18 protein-coding genes and 1 riboswitch are annotated in these 21,265 nt (G+C 38.1%); of the genes, 8 read left to right on the plus strand and 10 right to left on the minus strand.

Annotated elements, in window-relative coordinates; all coding sequences use genetic code 11:
- The first annotated feature begins 14 nt into the window (after positions 1–14).
- Entirely contained in the window at positions 15–1,310 is a 1,296-nt protein-coding gene (locus FAZ19_RS03175) for a phenylacetate--CoA ligase family protein (protein ID WP_136819141.1), read from the plus strand.
- Positions 1,311–1,325: 15 nt separating this feature from the next.
- On the opposite strand, the gene FAZ19_RS03180 is transcribed toward FAZ19_RS03175, so the two are convergent.
- Positions 1,326–4,202 carry a DEAD/DEAH box helicase gene (locus FAZ19_RS03180; protein ID WP_136819142.1) on the minus strand — a complete coding sequence of 959 codons (2,877 nt, stop codon included), beginning with the start codon at positions 4,200–4,202 and terminating at the stop codon, positions 1,326–1,328.
- A 72-nt stretch (positions 4,203–4,274) separates the two neighbouring features.
- Positions 4,275–5,063 carry a diaminopimelate epimerase gene (gene dapF / locus FAZ19_RS03185; RefSeq protein ID WP_136819143.1) on the minus strand — a complete coding sequence of 263 codons (789 nt, stop codon included), beginning with the start codon at positions 5,061–5,063 and terminating at the stop codon, positions 4,275–4,277.
- A gap of 217 nt (positions 5,064–5,280) precedes the next feature.
- Here dapF and FAZ19_RS03190 point away from each other — a divergent pair, with 217 nt between their 5' ends.
- The 5 genes from FAZ19_RS03190 (at position 5,281) to FAZ19_RS03210 (ending at position 9,574) form a co-directional block, all read left to right on the plus strand.
- Positions 5,281–6,846 (plus strand): Do family serine endopeptidase, encoded by a 1,566-nt coding sequence (locus FAZ19_RS03190; RefSeq protein ID WP_136819144.1) that lies wholly within the window; start codon positions 5,281–5,283, stop codon positions 6,844–6,846.
- Between the two features lie 77 nt (positions 6,847–6,923).
- The gene (locus FAZ19_RS03195; protein WP_136819145.1) at positions 6,924–7,364 is read left to right on the plus strand and encodes a low molecular weight protein-tyrosine-phosphatase; all 441 of its coding nucleotides are present in this window, start codon (positions 6,924–6,926) and stop codon (positions 7,362–7,364) included.
- A gap of 109 nt (positions 7,365–7,473) precedes the next feature.
- Complete coding sequence (locus FAZ19_RS03200; RefSeq protein WP_136819146.1) at positions 7,474–7,821, plus strand: hypothetical protein; 348 nt, start codon at positions 7,474–7,476, stop codon at positions 7,819–7,821.
- Between the two features lie 92 nt (positions 7,822–7,913).
- Positions 7,914–8,672, plus strand: coding sequence for a peptidylprolyl isomerase (locus FAZ19_RS03205; protein ID WP_136819147.1), 759 nt, complete (start codon positions 7,914–7,916; stop codon positions 8,670–8,672).
- Between the two features lie 137 nt (positions 8,673–8,809).
- Entirely contained in the window at positions 8,810–9,574 is a 765-nt protein-coding gene (locus tag FAZ19_RS03210) for an exodeoxyribonuclease III (protein WP_136819148.1), read from the plus strand.
- A gap of 35 nt (positions 9,575–9,609) precedes the next feature.
- Here FAZ19_RS03210 and FAZ19_RS03215 read toward each other — a convergent pair whose 3' ends face one another.
- The 8 genes from FAZ19_RS03215 to FAZ19_RS03250 form a co-directional block, all read right to left on the minus strand.
- Positions 9,610–10,032, minus strand: a complete 423-nt coding sequence (locus FAZ19_RS03215) for a 6-pyruvoyl trahydropterin synthase family protein (protein WP_136819149.1) — start codon at positions 10,030–10,032, stop codon at positions 9,610–9,612.
- Positions 10,033–10,130: 98 nt separating this feature from the next.
- The gene (locus FAZ19_RS03220) at positions 10,131–11,297 is read right to left on the minus strand and encodes an alpha-hydroxy acid oxidase (protein ID WP_136819150.1); all 1,167 of its coding nucleotides are present in this window, start codon (positions 11,295–11,297) and stop codon (positions 10,131–10,133) included.
- A gap of 73 nt (positions 11,298–11,370) precedes the next feature.
- On the minus strand, positions 11,371–11,553 hold the full coding sequence (locus FAZ19_RS03225; RefSeq protein ID WP_136819151.1) for a hypothetical protein: 183 nt from the start codon (positions 11,551–11,553) through the stop codon (positions 11,371–11,373).
- A 227-nt stretch (positions 11,554–11,780) separates the two neighbouring features.
- Positions 11,781–14,093: a 5-methyltetrahydropteroyltriglutamate--homocysteine S-methyltransferase gene (gene metE, locus FAZ19_RS03230; RefSeq protein WP_136819152.1), complete on the minus strand. Its 2,313-nt coding sequence runs from the start codon at positions 14,091–14,093 to the stop codon at positions 11,781–11,783.
- 74 nt (positions 14,094–14,167) lie between these two features.
- Positions 14,168–14,267, minus strand: a riboswitch (SAM riboswitch).
- A 98-nt stretch (positions 14,268–14,365) separates the two neighbouring features.
- Positions 14,366–15,052 (minus strand): response regulator transcription factor, encoded by a 687-nt coding sequence (locus FAZ19_RS03235; protein ID WP_136819153.1) that lies wholly within the window; start codon positions 15,050–15,052, stop codon positions 14,366–14,368.
- 30 nt (positions 15,053–15,082) lie between these two features.
- Positions 15,083–16,936, minus strand: a complete 1,854-nt coding sequence (locus tag FAZ19_RS03240; RefSeq protein ID WP_136819154.1) for a sensor histidine kinase — start codon at positions 16,934–16,936, stop codon at positions 15,083–15,085.
- A gap of 483 nt (positions 16,937–17,419) precedes the next feature.
- Positions 17,420–18,850 carry a pyruvate kinase gene (gene pyk / locus FAZ19_RS03245; protein ID WP_136819155.1) on the minus strand — a complete coding sequence of 477 codons (1,431 nt, stop codon included), beginning with the start codon at positions 18,848–18,850 and terminating at the stop codon, positions 17,420–17,422.
- A gap of 110 nt (positions 18,851–18,960) precedes the next feature.
- A complete protein-coding gene (locus FAZ19_RS03250) occupies positions 18,961–19,464 on the minus strand; it encodes an IPExxxVDY family protein (protein WP_136819156.1) in 504 nt (167 codons plus the stop codon).
- A gap of 266 nt (positions 19,465–19,730) precedes the next feature.
- Here FAZ19_RS03250 and FAZ19_RS03255 point away from each other — a divergent pair, with 266 nt between their 5' ends.
- Entirely contained in the window at positions 19,731–19,967 is a 237-nt protein-coding gene (locus FAZ19_RS03255; RefSeq protein WP_079643602.1) for an acyl carrier protein, read from the plus strand.
- Positions 19,968–19,994: 27 nt separating this feature from the next.
- The gene (gene fabF, locus FAZ19_RS03260; protein ID WP_136819157.1) at positions 19,995–21,248 is read left to right on the plus strand and encodes a beta-ketoacyl-ACP synthase II; all 1,254 of its coding nucleotides are present in this window, start codon (positions 19,995–19,997) and stop codon (positions 21,246–21,248) included.
- Positions 21,249–21,265: the final 17 nt, after the last annotated feature.

The following is a 21,265-nucleotide window of genomic DNA, read 5'->3' on the forward strand; positions in this document are numbered from 1 at the left end:
AAGAAGCATTCAAAATGGAAAAGAATACGATAGCATACCATTCTAAGGAAGAGATAAACCGTTTTCAGGTGCAGTTATTAAAACTTCAATTACAATATTTAGCTAATCATTCCCCGTACTATAAGAAACTCTTTTCTGTCCACGGCATAGATGTGAAATCCATTCAGACTATAGAAGATTTGACGACATTACCACTCACTTCTAAGAACGATTTGCAATTACACAACGATGATTTTTTTTGTGTTCCTCAACATGAGATTGTCGACTACTGTACAACTTCCGGAACCCTAGGATCACCTGTTACCTTTGGTTTAACAGAGTCCGATCTAGATCGACTGGCAAAAAATGAAATGCAGTCTTTTCAAATTGCAGGTATTCAGAAAGGCGATGTCGTACAGTTGATGACCACAATAGACCGCAGATTTATGGCTGGATTAGCCTACTTCTTGGGACTCCGAAAGTTAGGTGTAGGAATCATTCGTGTGGGCTCAGGTATTCCTCAAATGCAATGGGATTCTATTCTGAAATACAACCCCAATTACTTGGTTTCTGTTCCTTCGTTTCTCTTGAAACTCATCGAATTTGCGGAGCATCATGGGATAGATTATAAAAAATCCAGTGTGAAAGGGGTTATTTGTATAGGAGAGGCGCTCCGTGATAAGGACTTGAACAATTCAGTTTTAACGCAACGGATTTTAGAAAAATGGGATATAAAACTGTATTCGACTTATGCGTCGACAGAGATGGGAGCTGCTTTTACAGAATGTGAACATTTTCAGGGAGGGCACGTTCAACCGGAACTCATTATTACTGAAATACTGGATGATGAAGAAAGATCTGTTGCCGATGGTGAGAGCGGAGAGTTAGTCATTACAACGTTGGGTGTACAGGGCGTGCCGTTATTGCGATTCAAAACAGGTGATATCGTTCGTAAGTACACGACCTCCTGTGCGTGTGGCCGAAATACTTACCGAATAGGAGCGGTGGAGGGGCGTAAACAGCATATGGTGAAGTACAAGGGAACAACGTTATACCCGCCGGCAATGCATGATTTGTTAGCTGGGTTTCCGCAGATTTCGCTCCATCAAATTGAAATTTCACGTAACGAAATCGGTACTGATGAAATCGTTATTCGTATCAGCTGTTCCAATATTTCTGAAGAATTTTTGAATGAGGTAAAGGATCATTTCCGGGCTAAGCTGCGTGTTGCTCCAAAGATCGAGTTTGTTGCGCTTGAAGAATTGCAACGGTCAGTTTTCAATCCGATAAGCCGTAAACCGATTATTTTTGTCGACAACAGAGAAGCATGATATAGGTATTTTGTGCTATCTTAATAATTCCTTTAAATCATTTTGTGATAATGATTTAACAAAGCTTTCTTCTGTTGTGATAAGTGATGTAGCAATAGATTTTTTACGATTTTGTAAAGCGACTATTTTTTCTTCAACTGTATCCTTACTTATGAATTTGTAAATAAAAACATTTTGAGTTTGACCTATACGATGTGTCCTATCAATAGCCTGTTGTTCCACTGCAGGATTCCACCAGGGATCCAGAATAAAGACGTAGTCGGCTTCGGTTAAGTTTAAGCCCACACCTCCGGCTTTGATAGAGATAAGAAATACTTTTGTATCCTTGTTTTCTTTAAAGTTCTGTACTGCGTCGGCACGGTCTTTCGTCGCACCGTCTAAATAGGCGTACTTGATTTTCTGTTTGTCAAAATGGGCTTTAAAAAGTTGGAGATGTTTTACAAATTGAGAGAAAATCAATACCTTATTCTGTTCGGAAGAAATGGACTGTAACATTTCTAAAACAGCTTGAAATTTTCCTGAATTTTCGGAAAAATTTTCATCGACCATTTTCGGATGATTGGCTAGTTGCCGTAATTTAGTTAATCCCTGTAATAGTCTTATCTGTGACGTTTTTCCCCCTTGTTGTACGATTCCATCTAATAACGCATTTCGATACTCTGATTTCGTAGTTTCGTACATATCGTTTTGCTTTTCTGTCATCTCACAATAAATGATCTGCTCCGTTTTCGGTGGCAGTTCGGTGGCAACTTGATTCTTTGTTCGACGCAGTACAAAAGGTTTTATTATTGCTTGAAGCCTTTGTGCTTTTTCGTCATCTTTTTTCTTTTCAATAGGCAAAACGAATTCTTTTTGGAAAAATGCGTAGCTTCCTAAAAGCCCTGGATTGGTGAAATGCATTTGCGACCAGATATCTGAAACGGAATTTTCAACAGGTGTTCCACTTAATGCTAATTTGTTTCTGCTTTTGAGTATTTTAATCGATTTGAAAGATTTGGAAGCAGGATTTTTTATGTTTTGACTTTCATCTAAGATGATGTAATTAAAAAAGAACTTTCCTAAAATAGCTTCGTCGGATCGTACGATACCGTAGGTGGTAATTACGAGGTCAAAGTGTGAGAATGCGTAGGGGTCTTTGAACCGGTTAGATCCAGTATGTAATAAAATACGTAATTCAGGCGCGAATCTATCCGCTTCCTTTTGCCAATTGTATACCAACGAGGTGGGCAGGATCAATAACGATGTTTTGGCGTGGTCGGTGCTTTTTAAATCTTCCTTTTGCTTTTGTAAAAATGCTAACGTCTGTACTGTTTTTCCAAGCCCCATGTCATCGGCCAATACCCCTCCAAACTTGAATTCTTGTAGAAAATGAAACCAATTATAACCGGCTTGTTGGTATGGTCTTAGCTGTCCTTTGAAGTGAAGAGGAGGAGAGGTGTTGACAATTTTTTCGAAGTTAGAAAGATTTTGAAGCTTACGACTCATTGTTAGAGCGGTATGCTCGCTTATTTCGTGCAAAAGACCGATATGCGCTTTACTAAATTGCAATATGTCTTTCTTGATTGAAAAATGGAAAAGGTGTTCATATTGGGCAAACCACTCTTCTGGAAGAATTGCAATCTCCCCGTTAGGTAATTCAAATTCCTGAATGCGATTTAGAATATGATCTCGGAGCTGGATAAAGGGAATTTTATAGGAACCAAAGTTAGCAAATGCGCGTACATCAAACCAGTCGTTGTCTTCATCAACTTCTATGTCCAAGGTGGTTTTTCCTATAAAAAAGCTTTTATCACCTGTTTCTTGTTGTATTCTAAAACCTTTCTCGAAAAGCGCACTCTGATTTTCACTTAGCCAGCTAAAAATTGACTTTTCTTGAATAGGAACGAAGCTCCCAAATAAAGCATCTAATTTTTTTAAACCCAACTCATGAAGGAAATCCTGCTGTTTTACTTCCCAGCTCGATGATCTTTTGATTCGGATAAATGTATATTGATCTTTTTTTGGATCATACTGCATACGTACTGAAATGTTATATTCACCTCCTGCTGAAAAGGAATAGTCGCCATATTTAAAAGAAAGTTTAAGATATGATTCCCCAGTTTCTACATAGTTCAATGTTAAAACTGAAATGGCATTTTCTTTAATGGTTTTGATTTCGAAGCCTTCGGCGTATACGTTATATTTTTCAATTAATCCAGTTACAAAGGTCTCGAAATATTTCTTTTCTGTGGTGCGGCCTACAGCAATATACCTTTTATTTAAGAAGGGGCTTAATTTTTTGCCTTCTAAGGGCTGGTCAAAATAATATAACGTGTTTTCTAAAAGCAGCCATGCTTGCTGGTTGATAATAACTTCTGCGTTCTTAAACATAAACTCCATGCGGTGCCCGTTATACTTTAGTGTCGGGAAATAACGAGTTTCTTCCTCACTACGTCTAAAATGAAAGAGGATTGACGTTGCTTGATCTGCAATGTTAAGTGCTTGATCTGCTGGGTATCCGTCTTTTTTGCTCATCAAAAATAACGGCTTGCTGCCGATTAGTTCCAATGCCTTTAACATTTTCTGTTCTAGTTTAGGACGGATATAATCGTAGAGCTTCTGGTCAAAAATCTTAGAAAAGTAATCCATAGGACGGATTGCTTTCTTGTGAAACCGCTTGATGACATGAGTTTGTTCAATTTCATCCAGAAGCTTAATTATTTTATAATCTTCTTCGTCTAGAACTGATTTAAATTCGTCCACCGTATTGGAAAAGACCCGTTTGTACGATAGCGAATCTGAACCATTAGAGTTCAACTGAACGATATGAGGCTCAATTAAATAGCCTAAATAGGCATGTTTCCCCAGTGAATATATTAAACGATATGGTACGGAATTATCTATCTTTTGCATCAAAACCAATTTCTCTTAAAAAAGGGTTGTAATATACAGATAAATTCGCATTTAAGAGCGAGTGTTTTCACATTAAATAGACTGAATTTCGCCTTCGAAAACAAAAGTGGCTGGCCCTTTAAGAAATACATTAGTGAATATGTTTCCTTCTTTGTGAAAGGAAATGTATAACTGGCCTCCCATTACGCGAACTGGAAGTTCGACATCCCCCTCTATATTTTCGTGTATTGCCATAGCCATGGCCGCAGCTGTAGCTCCAGTGCCGCAAGCGTAGGTTTCGTTTTCCACACCTCTTTCGAAGGTTCGTAGAAAGTAGCCTTCTCCCTCTTTTTCAACAAAGTTGACATTGATGCCATTTGTGCCATAGATGTTATTGTTTCGAGTGCTATATCCCTCCTCATATACAGGGAAATTTTTTAAATCTTCGACAATTTTGACATAGTGCGGAGAACCGGTGTCAAGTATATATGCGTCGGATTCTTGCGTTACTTGAGACACATTGATCATTCCTAGATTTACTTGAGGCCCATAGATGTCTGCTATATGGTCACCGTCGACTGCCAGAAAGGCAGTCTTGTTTTGGATAAGACCCAGATCGCGGGCGAAAGCTACAATACACCGTCCGCCGTTCCCACACATGGTCCCCTCGCGTCCATCAGCATTGAAGTAGATCATTTCGAAATCATAATTTTTCGTATCTTGAAGTAGCATTAACCCATCTGCACCAATTCCAAACCGTCTTTCACAAAAATTACGTATTAATGTTTCGTTTTTTCGGTCAAAAAAGCCGTTTCTGTTGTCAATTAAGATAAAGTCATTCCCCGCTCCTTGATATTTAAAAAATTTTATTTTTTTATGCATAATTTGAAAATCTACTGTAAAATTAATATTCTTGTTACAATTCTTTTGAAGTGTGTTAAATCTTGTTAAAAAAGAAGCTCAGGGCTGTTTGTTAACAATTTTTAACTGACAAAACTTGCAGGAAGACTGTCAATGGTATTACATTTGAATGTACACAATTAAAATACGTAACAAATTAAATTTTAACAAAGTTAAGCATTATTACAGCAAATAAAATATGAAGAAAATAGGAATCACTTTATTAACAGCTGTCTTAGGAGGAGCTGTCGCAGTAGGAGGCTACAAATTGTTTGAAAACAAGCAAATGGATAATATGTCTTTTGAAGAAAGACAAAAGGTTTACTATGCAAATAATCCTATGGAGGAGATGGTATCTTCTTCGGGAAATCTAGACTTTACGCAAGCCGCCGCAGCGGTTTCGCCAGGTGTCGTTCATATTAAGGTCACGATGACGAGCCGCGGCTCACAACGTGGTGGTGGAGCTTCTCCCTTTGATATGTTCGAGGAGTTCTTCGGTATGCCCCAACAGCGCCGCGCACAACCACGTCAAGCTCAAGCTTCCGGATCTGGTGTGATTATTTCACCGGACGGGTATATTGTCACGAATAATCATGTCGTGGAAGATGCTGATAAAATTGAGGTTCAACTGACGGACAAGCGCACTTTTGAGGCGAAAGTGATTGGTAGAGATGCTAATACGGATCTTGCACTTATTAAAGTCAATGCTACGGGATTGCCATTAGTAAAACTTGGAAATTCAGATAATGTACAGATTGGAGAATGGGTATTGGCGGTAGGGTATCCATTGAGCTTGCAGTCTACGGTAACAGCGGGGATTGTGAGTGCGAAAGGCCGACAAATAGGAATTCTAGGTGAATCACAACAACCTCAGCGCGGTTACGGATATGGTCCTGGTCAAGGACAGGAAGAACAGATTGTAAATACAGCGATTGAATCTTTCATTCAGACTGATGCGGTAATTAATAAAGGTAATAGTGGCGGCGCGTTGGTAAATGCAAAGGGCGAGTTAATAGGTATCAATTCAGCAATCGCTTCACCTACAGGTGTATATGCAGGGTACGGTTTTGCCATTCCTATCAATTTAGCGAAAAAGATCTTGGACGATTTTAAAGAATTCGGTAGCGTGAAACGTGGATTTGTAGGAGTTAGTTTTAGAGAGGTGTCAGATCTTACCGCAGAACAGAAGAAAGAGTTTGGTGTTACAGATATTTTAGGTCTGTATGTTTTTGATGCTGTGAAGGGTGGGGCTGCAGAAGCCGCCGGTGTTAAAGAAGGAGATATTATCACTAAGATTGATGGAAATGTAATTTATTCTTCATCCGATTTACAAGAACGCGTGGCGCGGTTACGTCCAGGTGATAAAGTTAAAATTACCTACAAACGTGAGGGTAAAGAACGGGAAGCAACCATTACATTGAAAGGTGAAGAGGCGAAGGCTAAGGCAGAGGAAGAAGGAACTAGTGCTAGCGCAACGGAGATATATAATAAATTAGGCGCAAGCTTTATTCCTGCTACTGATGCCCGTAAAAAGGAGCTGGGAATTAGCTCGGGTGTAGTGGTAACACAGGTACATCGAGGTGGTGTTTTTGAATACTTTGGTGTAGAGAGGGGATTGGTTATTACAGAAATTAATGGTAAACCAGTAAATAATGTGGACGATGTAGAGTCTGCGTTAGGAAATACGAAACGTAATATCGTTCGTGTAACAGGTGTGCCAGAAAGAGGTAGCCGAGTAGAGTTTAACGTGCCTATTGAATATTAATTTTTCATAAATAGTTTATATTGTTAGTATATGGCCTTCTTCGGAAGGCCATGTTTTTATTTATCTAGTTTTAAGATATGAGAATTTTGATGGTTTGTCTGGGTAATATCTGTCGCTCACCCCTAGCGCACGGAATAATGGCACACTTAGCTAAATCAGAAAATTTGCAATGGGAAATTGATTCAGCAGGTACGGGTGATTGGCATGTCGGACAAGCGCCCGATCATCGTTCGGTGGCTATCGCAAAAAAATATGGCGTGGATATTTCACAGCAGCGGGCGAAACACTTTACCGCCCAGTTGTTTAATAAATATGATCTGATCTTTGTTATGGATAGACAGAATTTACGAGATGTGTTAGCACAGGCAAAAAATGATCAGGATAGAGAGAAAGTGAGACTGTTTGTAGATAATGATATTGTGCCGGATCCTTATTTTGATGATGCTTTATTTCTACCAGTATATGAAATGGTTGAGAAAAGATGCCTTGAGTTGATTAAGTCTATCTCGAAATCTTGATTTTATCAGCCAATTCGGGATTCTGTTTAACGTTTTTAATTAGTTTACGTTTTTTAACTCGGCATTTTGCCATGTTCATCAAAGATAATTTTTACTTTTGGCTTATTATATGAAGATCGCAGAAGTAAATAGGAAGTGGGAAGAGTTACGCGGCGTTATCGCTGAAAACTTTGATATGGAGCTCCCCGACATGAAAGTAATGCTTTTCCTGATTGGCGTGCAAGAATTGGGACAAGGCCCTAAAAAGTTTTCGAAGCGCGAGAAGGAAGAGCTTATGCATATCGCGACATGTCGACTGTTTAGTGCTATGGGGTTTTATGAACTTAAAGGACTTGACGAGGATGGTTGGCCGCACTGGGAATTGGTAAAGCCAGTTCCAAATTATACCTTATTAGAACAGGAAATGATTATGAAATCCTTGATTATAGATTATTTCCAAGAGTTAGAAATTATTTAATAAATGGGGCTATCATGATTTACAAATATTCCGAAGGAATTAGGAGTCAAAGCATGATAGCTTCATCACCTTAAAAAGGCGAATTACATCCAATGAAAAAATTAATAACTATCCTCTTTTTGATGGTTGGTAGTGTTGTACATGCACAGAAGCCTACGCACTATTATGTTAATGTTTCTACCAGTCAAGGTAATGCTATTTTGAAACTGTATAATGAGACACCTAAGCACCGTGACAACTTCGTTAAATTAGCGAAAGAAGGGTTTTATGATTCGTTACTGTTTCATCGTGTTATTCATAATTTTATGATTCAAGGCGGAGACCCAGAGTCCAGATTTGCGGCGGATCGTGTGCAATTAGGTAATGGAGGTCTTGATTATAAAATTCCAGCAGAAATCCAATCGGATTTAATCCATAGAAAGGGAACAATCGGTGCTGCGCGAGATAATAATCCGGCTAAACAGTCTTCTGCTTCACAGTTCTATTTTGTTCAGGGGCGTAAATATTCACAGGGAGGATTAGATTCTTTGGAGCAATTTAGAATGAAAGGTAAAAAGTTGTCACCTATACAACGACAGGCCTATTCAACTGTAGGAGGAACTCCTCATTTGGACGGGAATTATACAGTTTTTGGAGAGCTTTTAACTGGGGTAGAAATCGTGGATAAAATAGCTGTAGTAGAAACAGATTCTTTTGATCGCCCATTAAAAAATGAAAGAATAGCAATGCAATTATTGACACGAAGGGAGGCTATTAATTTAGAACGTAAATATAAGGGTTTGCAACCAAGAAATAGTTTTTTTACCAAGTTGCTTGATTCATTTAAATCCAAATATTATACCATCCAGTAAATGAAACCGAGATGTACACGATGATTGACACACAGTGAATGTGATTTACTTCGAGCTCTCTTAATCACTAAAAAGCAGAGCGGGAGCGAGCTAATGGATACGCTAAATGACTTTAAACTTATTAATAAATAAATTAGATGAAAATTGTAACCTACAATGTTAATGGGATACGTGCTGCTCTTAAAAAGGATTGGTTAGGCTGGCTGAAAATCGTAGATCCTGATATTGTGTGTTTGCAAGAGATAAAAGCGACTGTCGATCAGGTTCCTGAAATACTGTACCTTGAACAGATGGGGTACGAACACTATTGGTATCCTGCTCAGAAAAAGGGGTACAGTGGAACAGCGATTTTCACAAAAATAACACCTAATCATATTGAGTATGGTTGTGGTCACGAAGATTATGATTTTGAGGGCAGAATGATTCGCGCTGACTTTGACGACATTTCAGTAGTGAGTACTTATTTTCCTTCTGGTACTACCGGAGGCGTGCGTCAGGAGTTCAAATATCGTTTTTTGGATGATTTTAAATCGTATACGGACAAGCTGATAGTCGAAAAGCCTAAATTGGTTATTTCAGGTGATTTTAATATCTGTCATCGTGCAATCGATATTCATAATCCGAAATCCAATGCAAATACATCTGGCTTTTTGCCTGCTGAGCGCGAATGGATGGAAAACTTTATCCAATCGGGATTCATTGATACTTTTAGACACGTTAATCCCGACCCACATCAATATACTTGGTGGAGCTATCGTGCTGGGGCGAGGGCTAGAAATTTAGGTTGGCGTATAGATTATAACATGGTTTCCCCAGCTTTGTCTCAGCATATCTTTCATGCGGAAATTTTATCCAAAGCCGTACATTCAGATCATTGCCCGGTTGTTTTAGAAGTAAGATAAAAGATGGTATTAAAAAACTGTATATATTCTATTTTTTAATCTATACTATAACTTGCTGAACATTTGCTGGTCTCTTCCACTTTGCAGGAGATTAGTTTTGCAGTTGTATCTGCCAGTTGATTGGGGCCTACAACTTCGACTAGATATTTGGCAATGTTTTCTGCTGTAGGATTAAAGGGTACAACTACCAAGCTTTCTTTTTGAATTTCAAGAAGCTGTTCTAATAACTCGTCCTGTTCCCACATTAAAAATTTGTGATCGAAATGATGTTCTAACCATTCACATAGATGGCTTTTTATTATGGAGAAATCCAGTACACGTCCGACAGGATCTAATTTAGACGCAGTAATAGTGAAATGGATACGGTAATTATGGCCATGTAAAAATCGACATTTTCCTTCATGGCCCACTACGCGATGGCCACAGGAGATATCATGATATCTTTCTGCTATTATCATATGAACAAAGATAGAAACCTATTATCTATTTAAAGTAATTTACACAAATTTACGAACCCTATTTCCAAGTGCGACAGGGGCCGTAAATTATAAGTGTTTTATTTTATTAATCTTGTAGGTAACTGCTCTATTTTTTCTAGGGATAGTTGCTGCATAATTTGATAAAGCTGTGCTTTGAAAAGATTGATTGTGTTTTCTCCACCCTCGTCGCCCAAAGCTCCCACTCCATACATAAAGGGGCGACCCATAAAATTAAAATCTGATCCAACAGCATGTGCTCTCGCTAAATCTACACCGGAACGAATTCCTCCATCCAGCATAATTTTTGTTTTTTCTTTATACAAGGGGTTTCCAGCTAATTTGATCAACGAATGGATGGAAGATTCTCCTGCATCGATCTGGCGACCACCATGATTAGAAACAATCACGCCGTCTGCTCCGATTGCAATTGCGGCTTGCATATCCTCTTCGGTAGTAATGCCTTTAAGTACCAGAGGTCCTTTCCAAATATCACGAATAGCCTTGACTTTTTCGATATTTACCTTTCCTGTAAAGGTCTTATTCATGAATTGCCCTAGTTGGGATAAATCCAACCCTTTTTCCATGTAGGGCTTTAATGTAGCAAAGGAAGGAATGCCATGTTGCAAAGTTTTAATTCCCCAGATAGGGCGGGTCATCGCCTGAAAAATGTTGGAAATATTCATTTTTGGAGGCATAGATAAACCGCTTTTAATTTCCCTGTATCGTAACCCGAAAGAAGGTACGTCAACCAAAACCACTAATACAGGGCATTCCACATCCGTTAGTCTTTGTAGTATATCGTCCCTCAATCTGTTCTCAGTCGGGTGGTAAAGTTGAAACCAGGCTTTGCCATCTGAGACCTCAGCAATGCGTTCTATACTACTTGTCGATACAGTACTTAATGTATAAGGGATATCGTGTTTTGCCGCAGCTTTTGCTAATATCTCTGGCGCATTTGGCCACATTAAGCCCTGAAGCCCAATCGGAGATATACCAAATGGAGCACTGTAACGTCTGCCAAATAATTCTACCGACATATCAATATCATCCGCGACATGTAGATATTGTGGCTTTAGTAGAATTTCGTCGAAATCACTTTCATTTCGCATTAAATTCAACTCTTCATTACACCCTCCTTCAAGATAATCGAAGGCGAATTTTGGTATTCTCTTTTTTGCCTTTTTTTTCAGATCAACTATAGAAGGATACTGTGATTTATAAGGGAAATATATTTTTTTTGACATGATTATAACATGATAGAGTTTAGCGTACAAATATCATAATATTTATGCTAAACTCTATCATGTACTATGATGGTTATTTATTTCTTCCACCTGTCATCTTTACAATTAACCAAATAATGAGTGCAACTGCCAGTACAACAACAATTATGCCCGTCCATACACCTGCTTTGAAGATGCCTTCTATAACAGAACAGCTAGTAAATAATGTCGTGATCAATGCTAAGATTGAAATAGGGATGATTGAGTGACGTTTCATAAGTATGTAATTTTCTTTCTTTTTGTAATAACATCTTAAATAGCACTTTTGTTTATATCTGGCAGATGAAGTCGCTGTTTCCGGATGATACAAAAGCAAGATCCGAAATTTTAGATGGTTTAGTAGACTTACCTTTTTATTATCAGATGAATAAACGGAAGGGGGATAAAAAAATCCCGAAGCTTACACTTCGGGATGTTATATTTAATGTTACTAATTCTAAAAATTTATTCTGCTCTTAAGATTTTTGCAGCTTCAACCATCGACTCTAAAGCTGCTTTAGTTTCTGGCCAAGCACGGGTTTTCAATCCGCAGTCAGGATTTACCCAAAGTTGTTCTGCAGGAACTACAGCTTTTGCTTTACGCAATAATTCGACCATCTCCTCTGTACTAGGTACACGTGGTGAGTGGATGTCATATACGCCAGGGCCAATATCGTTAGGGTATTTGAAATCAGCGGCGAAAGCATCTAATAATTCCATTTGTGAACGCGACGTTTCGATGGTGATGACGTCCGCATCCATTGCGGCTATATCTTCGATAATGTCGTTAAATTCTGAATAACACATGTGCGTATGGATCTGTGTGTCGTCTTCTACATTAGAAGAAGAAACCCGGAAAGCGCGAACAGCCCAATTTAAGTAATCTTTTTGATCAGCCTTACGCAATGGAAGACCTTCACGAATAGCTGGTTCATCAATTTGGATAATTTTGATTCCCGCTTTCTCCAATGCTTGTACTTCATCTAAAATAGCTAAAGCAATTTGGTAAGTCGTTGTCGAGCGAGGTTGATCATTACGTACGAAAGACCATTGTAGAATTGTCACTGGACCGGTTAACATACCTTTTACCGGACGTTTGGTCAATGTTTGTGCATATGATGACCAACGTACGGTCATGTCAGCTGGACGGTATACATCTCCATAAATCACAGGTGGTTTTACACAACGTGATCCGTAAGATTGAACCCATCCGTTTTTAGTAAATGCGTAACCTGCTAATTGTTCACCAAAATACTCTACCATATCGTTACGTTCGAATTCTCCATGCACTAATACGTCGATGTCCAATTGTTCTTGCAAGCGGATGGTTCTTTCCGTTTCTTCTGCAATCTCCTTGTCGTATTGCTCCTGAGAGATAACTCCTTTTTTCAAGTCAGCTCTCCATTTGCGTACATCTTTCGTTTGTGGGAACGAGCCAATTGTAGTCGTAGCAAACGCAGGTAGATTAAACTTAGCTTGTTGAGTAGCTTTACGCGTAGGAAAAGGTGATGTGCGTTTTGCATCATCATCTGTGATATCGGCAGTCCGTTGTTTTACTTCGGGTTTGTGAATTAATGGAGAAGTACGACGGCTTTCAGCAGCAGCTTTGTTTGCCTCAAAACGTTCGGCAGTCTTGGTGTCAACTTCGCCATCAGCTAATGTTGCTAGATCTTTGACCTCTGCTAGTTTTTGTTTCGCGAATGCTAACCAGTTTTTAACTTCTTTTGGAAGTGATTCTTCATTGTCTTCATTATCCAAGTCGAAAGGAACGTGCAATAACGAGGAAGAAGGTGCAATCCAAACGCGGTCTTTTCCTAATATATTTACGGCTTGTTTAATTAATATTAACGATTTTTCGTAATCATTTTTCCAAATGTTACGTCCTTCTACTACTCCTAGGGAAAGAGTTAGTGTAGCGGGCACTTTAGCCAGTACAGTATCTAACTGCTTTTCACCGCGAACTAAGTCTAAGTGGAGCGCGTGAACTGGTAGGTTTAATGCAGTGTCTTCATTATCAGCTAACGCCTCAAAATAAGTAGCGACAACTAATTTGATGTCCGGAGCTGCAGCGGCCAATTTTTCGAACACTTTGCCGTACAATGTACGTGTTGCATCGTCAATATCCAATGCTAAGAAGGGCTCGTCAATTTGAACATATTGCGCGCCGGCTTCTGCTAATTTTGATAAGATTTCTTCGTAAACAGGTACTAATTTATCGATTAAATCTATGCGATTGAAATCTGTTTCTTTTTCCTTACCAACTAAGAGGTAAGTGATGGGCCCGATGAGCACAGGTTTTGTTTCAATTCCCAACGATTTAGCTTCGTTATATTCATTTAAGAATTTTTCGGAAATTAACTTAAATTCTTGATTTTTAGTAAATTCAGGGACTATATAGTGATAGTTTGTGTCAAACCATTTAGTCATCTCCATTGCTGTGACGTCGACACCTTCCTCTTGGAAACCACGAGCCATTGCAAAATATAAATCTAGGTTATATTTGCGGTCGATCTTGTTCAATAGTGAATTATAACGTTCTGGGATTGCACCTACCGTTAAGGATAAGTCGAGAACTTGATCGTAAAAGGAAAAGTCGTTCGAGGGAATTAAATTAATTCCTGAATCTTGTTGAGTTTTCCAGTTGTTTTCGCGAATAGATTTAGCCGCTTGTAATAATTCTTCCGCAGAAATTTTTTTAGCCCAATATGCTTCATTGGCTTTTTTTAATTCGCGGAATGGTCCCACTCTTGGGTACCCTAAGTTGTTGGTAATTAACATACTATTTTCCCTATTTATTTTTTACTTGTAAAAAAAATTTGCTAGTAGAGAAGGAGACTTGGATCAGTTTCTTCAGCTTATCTTTCCCCTTTCGGAGTAGAATGTAGCACCTTGTCAAGAGACAGGTTGCTAAGGCTTCAACGGGTCTAGTCCCTCTGCCTTTCTCTATAAGCGCTGCTAATATCGGAATAAGAATTGATATTACAAAAAAAAGTTTACACCGTATAGCAAATATTCCAATCGGTTTTCGATCCTTACAGGATTTTAATAGATTAACTCACAAGTAGCTTGTATCCTTTACCGTGGACATTAACAATTTCGACGTTGGGGTCTTCTTTTAAATATTTCCGTAACTTACTCAAAAATACATCCATACTTCTGCCTGTGAAATAGTTGTCGTCATGCCATATTTTGACTAGTGCCTCTTCGCGTGTTAATACGTCATTTTTCTTTAAGCAAAGTAGACGTAGTAGTTCTGCTTCTTTTGTAGAAAGCTTTTGTTGCTGTCCTTTGTACGTGACCACCTGGCTGGTGTAATCAAAGAAATAATTTCCAATCTCAAACTTATCTGCCAATTCTTCTTCCTTATCCTTACTGACACGTTTTAGTAAAGCTTGTATGCGTAACAGTAATTCTTCTACACGAAATGGTTTAGTGATATAATCATCTCCTCCAAGTTCGAAAGCTTGGGTTTTATCTTCCATCATTCCTTTCGCCGTTGCAAATATTATTGGAATAGTTTGGTCCATCTTACGGACATCTTTACCTAGCGAAAACCCGTCTTTCTTAGGCATCATCACATCAAAAATGCAAAGATCAAAACGTTCTTTTCGGAATTGTTCCAAAGCTTGATCCCCATCTTGGCAAAGTACAACATCATATTTGCCTTTTAGTTCTAGATAGTCTTTTAATAACTCGCCTAGATTAGGATCGTCTTCAGCTAATAATATCTTTTGCATAACAATTTTTTTAAATTTTGTAACCTCCCATTAATTGGATTTCAGAGGAAGCGTGACCTCAAATTGTGTTCCCTTGTCTTTCTCACTTCTCACCGCTATACGTCCGTCTAATCGCTTGATAATATCATTAACATAGCTTAAACCCAGTCCAAATCCTTTCACATTGTGAATGTTTCCGGTCGGGATTCTATAGAACTGATCAAATATTTTTTCTTGCTGTTCTTTTGTCATTCCCATCCCTTTGTCTGTGACTGTTAATATAATATTATTTTTTGAGTTATATGTCTTTACGGTAATTTCTGGCGCTTCAAGACTATATTTTATTGCATTGTCAACTAAGTTAAACATTACATTAGAAAGATGCAATTCATCACCAATTACGGTGTCTTTTTCGGCTGATAGATCAATGTTTATTTTTCCGTTTGCTTTTTGTAGCTGCAGTTGCATGCTATCTAATACATCTGATACTAATTCATTTACTTCGACATTGACACGTTCTATTTTCAGGTTTTCCTTTTCTAGGCGCGCAATGTTTAATACTCGTTCGATATGTGACCCTAAGCGGACATTTTCATCATAAATAATATTTGCCAATCTATTCACTCGTTTTTCATCCGATGAGATTTCCGGATCGCGCAACGATTCACTGGCGATCATTATTGTTGCGACTGGTGTTTTGAATTCATGGGTCATATTATTAATGAAGTCGGTTTTCATTTCCGAAATTTTCTTCTGTCTGAAAATGATGCTTAGTGTATAAACAAAACATCCTATCAATAAAGCAAATAGCGCCAGAGTGGGCAAAATGAGGTAACTCATGTTGTCTGCGATGATTGATTTTTTATTCGGAAAATATACAGACAGCACGCCGGGCGTCTGATTGTTGGCATCGCCTTGAAAAAGTGGGGTGCTATAGCGAGTAATTTTTTCTGATGAATTGAAATTGGCATCCGCTTGAATGTTAAAGATTAGGTTGTTATTGTGTCTATCACGAATCTCAATATTGAATGGTGTGTGAATGTCGCGACGTTCTAGTTCATCTTTGATCAATCGTTGGACAGATATAATATTAATACGTTCTCGAAGCGGTTTTTTTGCTAATTCCATGGCGATGGCCACCTGTTCTACCAGCTCGGGATTCTTACCTCCTAAGATAGCTACTGAATCTTCTAAGCTAAACGCGCTTTCCAGTTTTTGCAGATTTAGCTCTTTTAGTTTCTTCTCATGATTATAAAGCTCAAAAGCGATTTTATCACTGGATTTAGGAGGAAGAGCTACCGTGCCCAGGTTAACTTTTCCCGTAATCGGATCAATGATTGGGATGCCATAGCGGACACTGTCATCTTTCGCTTCTATTTCTGGAACTTTTGTAGTCGCCCCAATAAAGACCTCATTATCCATTAAGCTACCGTATTGGCTTGGAACACGGCTAATTTGAATATCTATATATTTTTGATAAGCTTCTCTTCGGATGTAGGTTTCATAAAAGGAATTGTCGACTTCCGTAGCATTTGGGAATTGACCTTTCAAATCACGTTCGGCATCTCTAAATTTATTTTCAATTTCGATCTGTTGTTGTTGAAGATGTTTAATCTTATCTTGTATATCAAGTTGTTTGCTTAAGATACGTTCTTTTGCCCGTTGTTTTTCCTGATCTTGAAGGTACTTTGTTTGATTTACCTTTTGTTGGGCGCGCGTGAATAGATAAATTTCTCTGCGTTCTATATGTCCAGAAACCGCATTTAATGAAGCCATCACACCTTCGTCAAATAATTTTGATTTCTGTTGATATGTCTCTCGAATAAAATAATATTGCATGGCGACGACACCTAATAAGGCAATCGACATTAACCATATTATTAATGCAATACTTCTTTTTTTCATTCGGATAAATTATTTATGAACATAGGGGCTGGATGGTGTACCATGTGCGTTCCCCTTGGTTGTTTATCAACGTGTTGTTTGTTCTTTAATGGCACTAACGAATTGTTTTGATAAGTTTCCATGGCAATAAAGCTTGCCTACCGAAGACAAGCGTCTTGAATATCCTTGCATTTGCTAGTAGATGCGTCATGATGGTTCTATTTACTGTAAAATTGTTTTGTTCGTTCAAAACCGTTGGCTCCATTACGTACAAAAATAGTAATGATAATTCCTGTTTGCATGCATTTAACACTATTTAACAGCTTATTTTATAGTGTATTATGTTTTTTTTATGCTAAATGGGGATGCTTCAAGTCATTGTCGAGTACAAACACGCGGAATAGTTGAACTGGAAACTCGCTTATAATAATTCATGTAAATATGAAACAGAAAAAGCGGAACGCCTTTTAACATCCCGCTTTTTCGGTTATCGATCTGTAATTATTATCTTAATTCAGACACACGAATCGTATTTGTTCTCCCTTTTTCGTGTAGCGGAGTAGAAGAAGTATTAATAACGATTTGACCCGGTTCAACCAATTGATACTCTCTTAGTAAGCCATTTACGTCTTGAATCGTACCGTCGGTGCTTTCATATTTCTCATAGATAAACGTATTAACACCCCAAACAAGGCTCAAAAGGCGTAATAAAGTTTTGTTTCCTGTGAAAACATAGATATTAGCATCCGGACGATAGCTGGCAATTTCCATTGCTGTGTAGCCTGATGTTGTCATGACAGCAATTGCCGATGCCTTTGATTTTTCAGCTAGGAAAATAGAAGAGCTACAGATTGCGTCTGGAATTTTAGTAATGTCGATATAAGTGTCTTCTTTAGAACTGTAATAAGGATAAGAGGTAGATTCGACGTGGGTAATTATTTTAGCCATTGTCTCAATTACCATCTCAGGGAATTCACCAACAGACGTCTCGCCACTTAACATCACAGCATCAGCTCCATCTAAAACAGAATTTGCAACGTCGTTTACTTCCGCACGGGTAGGACGTGGCGTTGTAATCATGCTTTCCAGCATCTGTGTTGCGATGATCACCGGCTTCGATAAGTCACGACATTTTTGTACGATAATCTTTTGAAGACCTGGGACTTCTTCCATCGGTAATTCAACTCCCAAGTCACCACGGGCTACCATTATTGCATCAGTAGCTTCAATAATTGCATCGATATTTTCGATAGCTTCTGGTTTTTCTATTTTAGCAATTATCTTTGCATGGCTTCCTTTCGCGGCGATGATAGCCTTACCTTGGATGATATCTTCTGCAGAACGGACAAATGACATGGCAATCCAATCTGCACCATGGTCCAATGCGAAGTTAAGGTTGTCCAAATCTTCATCTGTCAATGAAGGAATAGAAACTTTTGTGTTAGGTAGATTCACTCCCTTCCGTGAAGTCAAGACACCACCATGAACCACTTCACAGTTTACGGTATCCAAATGATTGGTGTTAATGACACGTAATTGGAGTTTTCCATCGTCTAATAAGATGATTTCATCTTCTTTGACATCGTTAGGGAAGTTTTCGTAAGTAATATATATACGATTTTCGTCGCCGATCAATTCATGTGTGGTGATTTCTACAGTAGACCCGTTGATTAATATAGCCCCGCCTTCTTTCATTTTTCCAATCCGGATTTTAGGACCTTGCAAGTCTGCTAAAATGCCAACGTTGAAAGGGTTTTCAGCGTTAATTTCATTGATCGTTTTGATAACTTTTAGATGATCCTCTTGGCTGCCGTGAGAAAAGTTTAGGCGGCAAACGTCAACACCTTTAGCAATCATACGGGTAAGTACTTCCTTATTGGAAGAGGCTGGACCTAGAGTTGCTACTATTTTTGTTCTTTTTTGAATCTTCTTCATGTAAGTATTCTTTTGTTCTCTTTTACTTTATAAGCCCCTGATAATAGTCAGAGTTCATTATTAGGTTGATATTGTATAATGTGTATTTTTTACACTTTGTAAATAATTCGCTAAAATATCAGATTTTCTTTAGATTTCAATGTAATCGGGTCAATTTCTTTTGCCAATAAGATGTCTTTTACTTTTTTTAGGTTGTCTATAAGCTTCTCTAAATCCTCTTCGTCGATGAAATGTTTTATGATTAAGAAATAATCAAAATTGGCTGCTTCCGGTACTAAAAAGCCATTCTCAATACTCTTATTATTCATAATATAGAACTCATATTCGAATGAGTCGTTACAATATCTATACGTCGGAAAGTGATGGATATTGTCTTTTTTTTTACTTTTCGACTTTTCATATATAATGTGATAGTCTAATTCTTCTTGACTTTTATTTTTAAGATTATTATTGTGGTCTATGGGATCTTCTTTACCATAGATGAATTTAAGTCCGGTATATTTGTTAATGAAATGGCAAAGTCTGTAATCGCGGAGAGAAGAACTGATGCCAATTAAAATAAAATCCAGTTCAAGATCAAAATCGGTTTCTAATTTGAATGTTATTTTATTCAAGGCTTTATACTTATTTTTGTTTCTACGAAAATACAATTTATGACGAGGTTTTGTATTGTAAATGTGTAATATTTGTATTTAATTAGAATATATTTGCAAAAAGATAATTCTTTTGGTAATATTGAAAGAGGTTTGTTAGAGCCGTTTATGGTTACAAAACTCAAAATTATTGTTCTTTATTTTTCGCTACGAATCAAAAGAGTTTGATTTTTGGGGAAATTTATTTTTCTTTGCACAGATTTATTAAACAATTAAACTATAAAATCATGTCAGATATCGCATCAAGAGTAAAAGCAATTATCGTAGAAAAGTTAGGTGTAGATGAAAACGAAGTAACACCAGAAGCTTCTTTCACGAATGATTTAGGTGCAGACTCACTTGATACAGTTGAGTTGATCATGGAGTTCGAAAAAGAATTTAACGTTGCAATTCCTGATGACCAAGCTGAAAATATCAGTACTGTAGGTCAAGCGATTGCTTATTTAGAAAAGAACGTTAACTAACTAATTTTATTAGGCCAAACATAATAAATGGAGCTTAAAAGAGTAGTTGTAACAGGATTAGGCGCACTTACACCATTAGGAAATACCGCCCCAGCATACTGGGATGGATTGCTTAATGGTGTAAGTGGTGCTGCTCCTATTACGCAATTTGATGCGTCGAAGTTTAAGACCCGATTTGCTTGTGAAGTAAAGGGGTTTGATCCACATGAATTTATGGATCGAAAAGAGGCACGTAAGGTGGATCCTTTTGTACAATATGCTATTGCCTCAACCGATGAAGCGGTAAAAGATGCTAATTTGAACTTTGAGCAATTAGATACAAATCGTATAGGAGTTATTTGGGGATCTGGCATTGGTGGACTGAAGACATTTTATGATGAAGTATCATCCTATGCTAAAGGCGACGGTACACCTCGTTTTAATCCATTCTTTATACCTAAAATGATCGTGGATATTGCTCCGGGTCATATTTCCATGCGTTATGGTTTACGTGGTCCGAATTTTTCATGTGTATCCGCATGTGCATCTGCAACAAATGCCATGATAGATGCGTTTAATTATATTCGAACTGGTATGTCGGATATGATCATCACTGGAGGCTCGGAAGCGATTATCAATGAAGCTGGGATAGGTGGATTCAATGCATTACACGCATTATCTACCCGAAACGACGACCCTAAAACTGCCTCGCGCCCTTTTGATAAAGATCGAGATGGATTTGTTGCGGGTGAAGGATCGGGTACTATTATCTTAGAAAGTCTTGAGCACGCTCTAGCAAGAGGTGCGAAAATTTACGCAGAGATAGTAGGAGGAGGCATGAGTGCCGATGCGAATCATATTACTGCACCGCACCCTGAAGGTCTAGGTGCAAAGTTAGTGATGACTAATGCGCTAAGAGATGCTCGTATGGAGGTGACGGATATTGATTATATCAATGTACACGGAACATCTACACCTCTGGGAGATATTAGCGAAACCAAAGCAATTAAAGAATTATTTGGTGAGCATGCTTATTCTCTGAACATTAGTTCGACTAAATCTATGACCGGCCACTTGCTGGGGGCTGCGGGAGCTGTCGAAGCTATAGCTTCTATTTATGCTGTTCAAAATGATATAGTACCGCCTACTATTAACCATTTTACGGATGATCCAGAATTGGACAATAAATTGAATTTCACTTTCAATATCCCTCAAAAACGGGTGGTTAACGCTGCTATGAGCAATACCTTTGGATTCGGAGGTCACAATGCTTCTGTTGTGATTAAAAAATACAAAGCTTAATAGCGTGGTTAGGCTAA

The organism is Sphingobacterium alkalisoli (genome assembly GCF_005049105.1).
GTDB lineage: Bacteria > Bacteroidota > Bacteroidia > Sphingobacteriales > Sphingobacteriaceae > Sphingobacterium > Sphingobacterium alkalisoli.